Here is a 7,847-nt window from a genome sequence, read left to right as displayed (position 1 = left end):
CGTGGTGTCGCCACACGGCGGCCAGGCCGGTCATCACGGCGAACAGGACGGGTTGGACGACGTCGACGCGGGTGAGCCAGTCGGGGTTGTCGTCGTGCAGGACGGTGTGCAGGTCCCAGTCCACGTAGGGCCGCAGGGCGGTGGCGCAGGCGTCGAGGTGGGCGGCGAAGACCGGGCTCTGCTCGGCCAGTTCGCGGCCCATGCCGAGCCACTGCCCGCCCTGGCCGGGGAAGACGAACACGGTCCGGCCGGCGTGGGTCGCGGTGTGTTGGAGCAGCGCGGGATGCGGCCGGTCCTCCGCGAGGGCCCGCAGCGCCTCGACCGGGTCGGTGCCGGGCAGCACGGCGGCGCGTTCGGTGAACGCGGTGCGGGTGGTGAGCAGGGCGGCGGCGATGGCCGCCGGGTCCTGGTCGGGGTGCTGGGCGAGGTGGTTGGCGAGGTTGGCCGCCTGGTCCCGGAGCGCGGCCGGGGTCCTGGCCGACAGCAGCCAGGGCAGCCGCACCGACACCGAGGCCTCCGGTGACGGACCGTCGGCCGGCGGACCCTCGGCGGGCGCATCCTCGCCCGCGGGGGCCTGTTCGATGATGAGGTGGGCGTTGGTGCCGCTGATGCCGAAGGAGGAGACCCCGGCGCGGCGGGGCCGGCCGTGCTCCGGCCACGGCGTGTTGCCGGTCAGCAGGGCGACCTCCCCGGCCGACCAGTCCACGTGCGAGCTGGGCGCGTCGACGTGCAGGGTCTTCGGCAGCACGCCGCGCTGGATCGCCTCGACCATCTTGATGATGCCGGCGACCCCGGCCGCGGCCTGGGTGTGGCCGATGTTCGACTTGATCGACCCCAGCCAGAGCGGCTGCCCACCGGTGCGCTGCTGCCCGTACGTGGCGAGCAGCGCCTGGGCCTCGATCGGGTCGCCGAGGGTGGTGCCGGTGCCGTGCGCCTCGACGGCGTCCACGTCGGCCGGGGTCAGCCGGGCACTGGCCAGCGCCGCCTGGATGACCCGCTGCTGCGACGGCCCGTTCGGCGCGGTCAATCCGTTGCTGGCACCGTCCTGGTTGACCGCCGAGCCGCGGATGACGGCGAGCACCCGATGGCCGTTGCGGCGGGCGTCCGACAGCCGCTCGAGCAGGATCAGGCCGGCGCCCTCGCCCCAGCCGGTGCCGTCCGCGGCCTCGGCGAACGGCTTGCACCGCCCGTCCGGGGCCAGCCCGCGCTGCCGGCTGAACTCCACGAAGGTGGTCGGGGTGGCCATGATGGTCACCCCGCCGGCCAGGGCCAGGCCGCACTCGTCGTTGCGCAGCGCCTGGATGGCGAGGTGCGTGGCGACCAGCGACGACGAGCAGGCCGTGTCCACGGTGACCGCGGGCCCTTCCAGCCCCAGCACGTACGAGATGCGACCCGACACGACGCTCGCGATGTTGCCGGTGGCCAGGAAACCCTCGGCGCCGGCGACCGCCCCGGAGAGGTGCTTGACGTAGTCCTGCCCGTTGGTGCCGACGAAGACACCGGTGCTGCTGTGGCGCAGCGCGGCCGGGTCGAGGCCGGCGCGTTCCAGCGTCTCCCAGGCCACCTCGAGCAGGATCCGCTGCTGCGGGTCGGTGGCGAGCGCCTCCCGAGGGCTGATGCCGAAGAAGTCCGCGTCGAACTGGTCGGCGTCGCCGACGAACGCGCCGGTGCGGACGTACGAGCTGCCGGGCCGGTCGGGGTCGGGGTCGTAGAGCCGGTCGGTGTCCCAGCCACGGCCGACCGGGAAGTCGGTCACCGCGTCCCGCCCCGCCACCAGCAGCTCCCACAGCCGCTCCGGGGAGGTGCTGCCGGCCGGGAACCGGCAGCCCATGCCGACGATGGCGATCGGCTCCCGGGCCCGCTCCTCGTACTCGCGCAGCCGCCGCCGGGTCTGCCGCAGGTCGGTCGTCGCCCGCAGCAGGTAGTCGTGCAGCTTCTCCTGGCTGACCGTGACCTCGGCCCGCTGGGTCCTCGCGTTCATCGCAGCTCACCGCCCTGGTGGAGTCCGAGTTCGTTGTCGAGCACGTCGAAGAGCTCCTCGGTGGTCGCCGACAACAGGTCGTCGTCGCCCGGTTCGGCGTGCCGGGCACCCACGTCCGCGAGCAGGGCGCGCAGCCGGGCGGCCACGATCTCCTGCCCGGCGTCGTCACCGGGGATCGCCGCGATCAGCGCGGCCAGCTCGTCGAGCTGGGCGAGGGCCCGGGTCGACGGGGCGACCACCGGGGGCGCCAACCGGGTGTGCAGGTGCGCGGCCAGCGAGCCGACCGTCGGGTAGTCGAAGACCAGCGTCGCCGGCAGGCGCAGCCCGGTCTGGTGGTTGAGCCGGTTACGCAGCTCGACCGCCGTGATCGAGTCGAAGCCGAGTTCCTTGAATGCCCGGTCGGCGTCGACCGACTGCCCGGAGGAGTGCCCGAGGACGGCGGCGACATGGTCGCGTACCAGATCCTGCAGGACCTGTTCCCGCTCGCCCTCCGGAAGCTCGGCGACCCGGTCGACCAGCGCCGCCGGGTCGGCGGCCGGCCCGGCCGGCGCGGCCGGCACCAGCGGGGCCAGCAGCGGCGGCAGCGACGCCCGCTGCTCCGGGTCCGACGGGGTGGACAGGTCCAGTCGCGCGGGCACCAGCAGCGGGGCACCGGCACCGGCGAGCACCGCGTCGAGGACGGCGAGACCCTGCCGGACCGGCAGCGGCAGGATCCGCGACCGGGCCATCCGGGCCCGGTCGGCGCTGCCCAGGTCGCCGGCCATCCCGGCGTCGTGCGCCCACACCCCCCAGGCCAGCGAGGCACCCGGCAGGCCCGCCGCCCGCCGCTGCCCGGCCAACGCGTCGAGGAAGGTGTTCGCGGCGGCGTAGTTGGCCTGGCCCGGGCTGCCGAGCAGCCCGGCCGCGGAGGAGAAGAGCACGAAGGCGCGCAGGTCCAGGTGCTGAGTCAGCCGGTGCAGGTGCCAGGCCGCGTCGACCTTGGGCCGCAGCACCCGCTCCACCTGCTCGCGGGTCAGCGTGGACGCCAGCCCGCCGTCGTGGACACCGGCCGCGTGGATGACCGCGGTGAGCGGCCGGTCCGCCGGGACGGCCGCGAGCAGCCGGGCCAGGTCCCGCTCGTCGGCGGTGTCGCACGCCGCCACGGTCACCTCGACCCCCAGCTCCCGCAGCTCCGCGGCGAGCGTCGCCGCGCCCGGCGCCGCCGTACCGCGCCGGCTGGCCAGCAGCAGGTGCCGGGCGCCGCCGGTGCGGGCCAGGTGCCGGGCGACAAGTTCACCGAGGGTGCCGGTGCCGCCGGTGACCAGGACGGTGCCGGCGCCGCCGGGCGCCCGCTGCGGCTCGGGTACGTCCAGGGCGGCGCGGACGAGTCGCGGCCGCAGCACCACCCCGGCACGCAGGCAGAGCTGCGGGTCGGTGCCGGCCAGCGCGTCGGGCAGGGCCCGCGCCGACGCCTCGTCGTCGTCCAGGTCGACGAGCGTGATGCGTCCCGGGTTCTCCGACTGGGCGGTGGTGGTCAGCCCCCACGCGGCCGCGCCGGCCAGATCGCGTACGCCCTGGTCGGTGTCGGTGTCGGTGTCGGTGTCGGTGTCGGTGTCGGTGGCGACCGCGCCGCGGGTGAGCACGGCCAGCCGGACGGCGGCCAGCCGCTCGTCCGTCGACCAGTCGCGCAGCAGGGTCAACAGCTCGTCGAGGACGCTCCGGACCTGCCCCGGCGGCGGCCCGTCCGGGGCGGCCGGGACCGGGACGATCACCAGGTCGGGGGCGGGTTCGCCGCGCTCCAGGCGGTCGCCCAGCGCGGCGAGCGAGTCCAGCCGGTCGGCGTCGGGCAGGACCGCGCCGGCCGCGCCACCGGACGGATCGAGCACCGCCCACCGGCCGGTGTCCGCCGGCTTCCCGGGCCGGCCGTCGACCGGTGCCCACTCCACGATGAAGAGCGAGTCCGCCGGGATCCGGGTGGCCGCCGCACCGAGCTGCGCGGCCGCCAGCGGCCGGGCGGTCATGGTCTCCACCGCCACCACCGGGGCGCCCGCCGCGTCCCACCCGGTGAGCCGGACCGCCTCGGGAGCCGGTCGCTGGACCCGCACCCGCAGCACCGTCGGGGCGTCTGCGGGCACGGAGACGCCCTGCCAGGAGAACGGCAGCAGGACCGCGTCGTCGCCGGCGACGAGCGCGGCGGGATGCAGCGCGGCATCGAGCAGCGCCGGGTGGATGCGGTGCCCGCTAGGGCTGGTGGTGGCCGGCAGTTCCACGTCCGCGTAGATGTCGTCGCCGAGCCGCCACGCCCGGCGCAGGTTCCGGAACGCCGGCCCGTACGAGATGCCGGCCGCGTCGAGCCCGTCGTACAGTCCGCCGGTGTCGACCGGGACGGCGTCGGCGGGCGGCCACGACGCCGGCGCGGGGTCCACCTCCGGGGGTACGCGGGTGAGCGTCCCCGTGGCGTGGCTGGTCCAGCCCGGCGCGGTTCCCGCCTTCGACCGGACGGCGACGGAACGGCTCCCGTCCGCCTGCTCGGCGCCGACCTCCACCCGCAGGTGCAGGTCGCTGTCGGGGTCGAGGATCAGTGGGGTTTCGATGGTGAGGTCGTCGAGGTGGGGGTGTCCGGTGTGGTGTCCGGCGTGCAGGGCGAGGTCGACGTAGGCGGTGCCGGGCAACAGGACCGTGCCGGTGACGGCGTGGTCGGCGAGCCAGGGTTGGCTGGTGGGGGTGAGTCGGCCGGTGAAGAGGTGGCCCTGCTGGTCGGGCAGCTCGATGGCGGCGGCGAGGAGGGGGTGGCCGGCCGGATCCTGTCCGAGGTCGCTGGCTTGCTGGATGGCCGGTGGCGCCTGAAGCCAGTAGTGCTGGCGTTGGAAGGGGTAGGTGGGTAGGTCGACGGGGGTGGTGTCGGTGGGTAGCAGCGGGGTCCAGTCGACGGGCAGGCCGTGGGTGTGCGCGGTGGCCAGGGCGGTGGCGAACTGGTCGGTGCCGTCGCGGCGCATGCTGGCCAGGGCGACGATCTCGTGCTGCTCGGCGGTGTCCTCGACGGGTTGGATCAGCACCGGGTGCGGGCTGACCTCGACGAAGGTGGCGTAGCCGTCGCGGAGCAGGGCTTGGGTGGCGGTGTGGAACTGGACCGGGTGGCGGAGGTTGTCGTACCAGTAGTCGGCGGTGAGTTCTGTCGGGTCGATGCGGTCGCCGGTGTAGGTGGAGTAGAACGCGACCTCGGTCGTGGTGGGTTGCACGCTGTCGAGGGCGGTCCGGATCTCCTCGCGCAACGCCTCGACGTGCGGGGTGTGGGAGGCGTAGCCGACGGGCAGTACCCGGGCGGGGATGTCCCGTTCCGTGCAGTGGGCCACGACCGTGGCGATGGCGTCGGGGTCGCCGGCGATGACGGTGGCGTTGGGCCCGTTGATGGTGGCGATGTACGCCCTGGGTCCGGTGTTGCCGGCGCGGGTTTCGCCGGCTTCGGGGGTGGCTGGCCTGCCGTTGGTGTGGGCGTTCGTGCCGTTGGGGCCGGCGTTGGTTTCGGCGTTTCGCGGGCCGTTGGGCTGGTCGGGTACCTCCGTGTTGGTGGTCAGGGTGGTGAGAAGTTCGGTGACCTGGTCGGCGGGTAGGGCGAGGGAGGCCATGTCGCCGTGGCCGATCAGTGCCCGTAGGGCTTGGGCGCGCAGTGCGACGATCTTGGCGGCGTCGTCGAGGGTCAGGGCGCCGGCGGCGTGGGCGGCGGCGATCTCGCCCTGGGAGTGGCCGATCACCGCGTCCGGGGTGATGCCGTGGTGCCGCCACACGGCCGCGAGGCCGGTCATCACGGCGAACAACACCGGTTGCACCACGTCGACGCGGGTCAGCCAGTCGGGGTCGTCGTCGTGCAGGACGGTGTGCAGGTCCCAGTCGACGTAGGGCCGCAGGGCGGTGGCGCAGGCGTCGAGGTGCGCGGCGAAGACCGGGCTGTGCTCGGCCAGTTCCCGGCCCATGCCGAGCCACTGCCCACCCTGACCGGGGAACACGAACACGGTCCGGCCGCTGTGGGTGGCGGTGTGCTGGAGCAGGGCGGGGTGTGGCCGGTCTTCGGCGAGGGCGCGCAGCGCGTCGATCGGCTCGGGACCGGGCAGGACGGCCGCTCGGTGTCCGAATGCGGTGCGGGTGGTGAGTAGGGCGGCGGCGACCGCGCTGGAATTCAGGTCGGGGTGCTGGTGGAGGTGGCTGGTCAGGTTGGCGGCCTGGGCGCGCAGCGCGGCCGGCGTCTTCGCCGACAGCAGCCACGGCAGCGCCACCGCCGGCCTCCCGGCCGCCGACGCGGCAACGCCCGCCGGCTCCCCGGCCGCGGAGGCGGCAACGCCCGTCGGCTCTCCGGCCGCCGCGGCGGCAATGCCCGCCGGTTCCCCGGCCGCAGAGGCGGCAACGTGCGCCGGTTCTCCGGCCGCCGAGGCCGCAACGCCTGTCGGCTCCCCGTCCGCCGCGAGCGCGCCGGCCGCCGGCTTCTCGCCCGTCGCGGGCTTCCCGACGGTCGTGTCCGGCGCGCCCGCCGGGGCCTGTTCGATGATGAGGTGGGCGTTGGTGCCGCTGATGCCGAAGGAGGAGACCCCGGCGCGGCGCGGCCGGTCGTGCTCCGGCCACGGCGTCGGCTCGGTGAGCAGGGCGACCGCGCCGGCCGACCAGTCCACGTGTGAGCTGGGCGCGTCGACGTGCAGGGTCTTCGGCAGCACGCCGTGGCGGATGGCCTGGACCATTTTGATGATGCCGGCGACGCCGGCGGCGGCCTGGGTGTGGCCGATGTTGGACTTGATCGAACCGAGCCAGAGCGGCTGGTCGCGGTCCTGGCCGTAGGTGGCGAGCAGGGCCTGGGCCTCGATCGGGTCACCGAGGCTGGTGCCGGTGCCGTGGGCTTCGACGGCGTCGACGTCGGTGGGAGCGAGTCGGGCGTTGGTGAGGGCTTGCTGGATGACGCGTTGTTGGGCGGGGCCGTTGGGTGCGGTGAGGCCGTTGCTGGCACCGTCCTGGTTGACCGCCGAGCCGCGGATGACGGCGAGCACCCGATGGCCGTTGCGGCGGGCGTCCGACAGCCGCTCCAGCAGGATGAGGCCGGCGCCTTCGCCCCAGCCGGTGCCGTCCGCGCCCTCGGCGAACGGCTTGCACCGCCCGTCCGGGGCCAGCCCTCGCTGCCGGCTGAACTCCACGAAGGTGGTCGGGGTGGCCATCACGGTGACGCCACCGGCCAGGGCCAGACTGCAGTCGCCGTTGCGCAGCGCCTGGATGGCAAGGTGCGTGGCGACCAGCGACGAGGAGCAGGCCGTGTCGATGGTAACCGCCGGGCCCTGCAGCCCGAGCGTGTACGCCAGGCGTCCGGAGGCGATGCTGCCGGCGCTGCCGTTGCCGAGATAGCCCTCGTACCCGGCCGGTGCCTGGTTCTGCAGGCGGCTGGCGTAGTCGTTGTACATGACGCCGGTGAAGACGCCGGTGGGGGTGGCGCGTAGGCGGTCGGGGTCGATGCCGGCGCGTTCGAGGGTTTCCCAGGCGGTTTCGAGGAGGAGCCGTTGTTGGGGGTCGGTGGCTGCTGCCTCGCGGGGGCTGATGCCGAAGAAGTCGTTGTCGAATTCGTCGGCGTGGTGCAGGAACCCGCCGTGCCGGGCGTACGTGGTGCCGGGGTGGTCCGGGTCGGGGTCGTACAGGCCGGTCAGATCCCAGCCCCGGTTGGTGGGGAACCCGGTGATCGCATCGACGCCGCCCGCGACGAGTTGCCACAGCTCCTCGGGTGAGCCGACCCCGCCCGGATAGCGGCAGGCCATCCCGACGATCGCGATCGGCTCGTCGGTGGCCGCGGTGGTGGCCGGCGCGGCCGGGCCGGACGTGCGCGGCGCGAGCTGGGCCAGCAGGTGCTCGGCGAGGGCGT

1 protein-coding gene and 1 pseudogene are annotated in these 7,847 nt (G+C 74.8%); both read right to left on the bottom strand.

Translation table 11 applies throughout. The features are described 5' to 3' along the window. The coding region (locus tag LQ51_RS02070) for a type I polyketide synthase (protein ID WP_046562907.1) at nucleotides 1–1,981 on the bottom strand (1,981 nt) is incomplete at its 3' end. A gap of 5 nt (nucleotides 1,982–1,986) precedes the next feature. Further along, nucleotides 1,987–7,773 (bottom strand): annotated as a pseudogene (locus tag LQ51_RS02065) (SDR family NAD(P)-dependent oxidoreductase); the annotation flags it as partial. Between the last annotated feature and the right edge of the window lie 74 nt (nucleotides 7,774–7,847).

This window comes from Micromonospora sp. HK10 (genome assembly GCF_000982955.1).
Lineage (GTDB): Bacteria > Actinomycetota > Actinomycetes > Mycobacteriales > Micromonosporaceae > Micromonospora.
The sequence above is the reverse complement of the archived record's forward strand: the minus strand, read 5'-3'. Positions and strand labels throughout refer to the sequence as shown.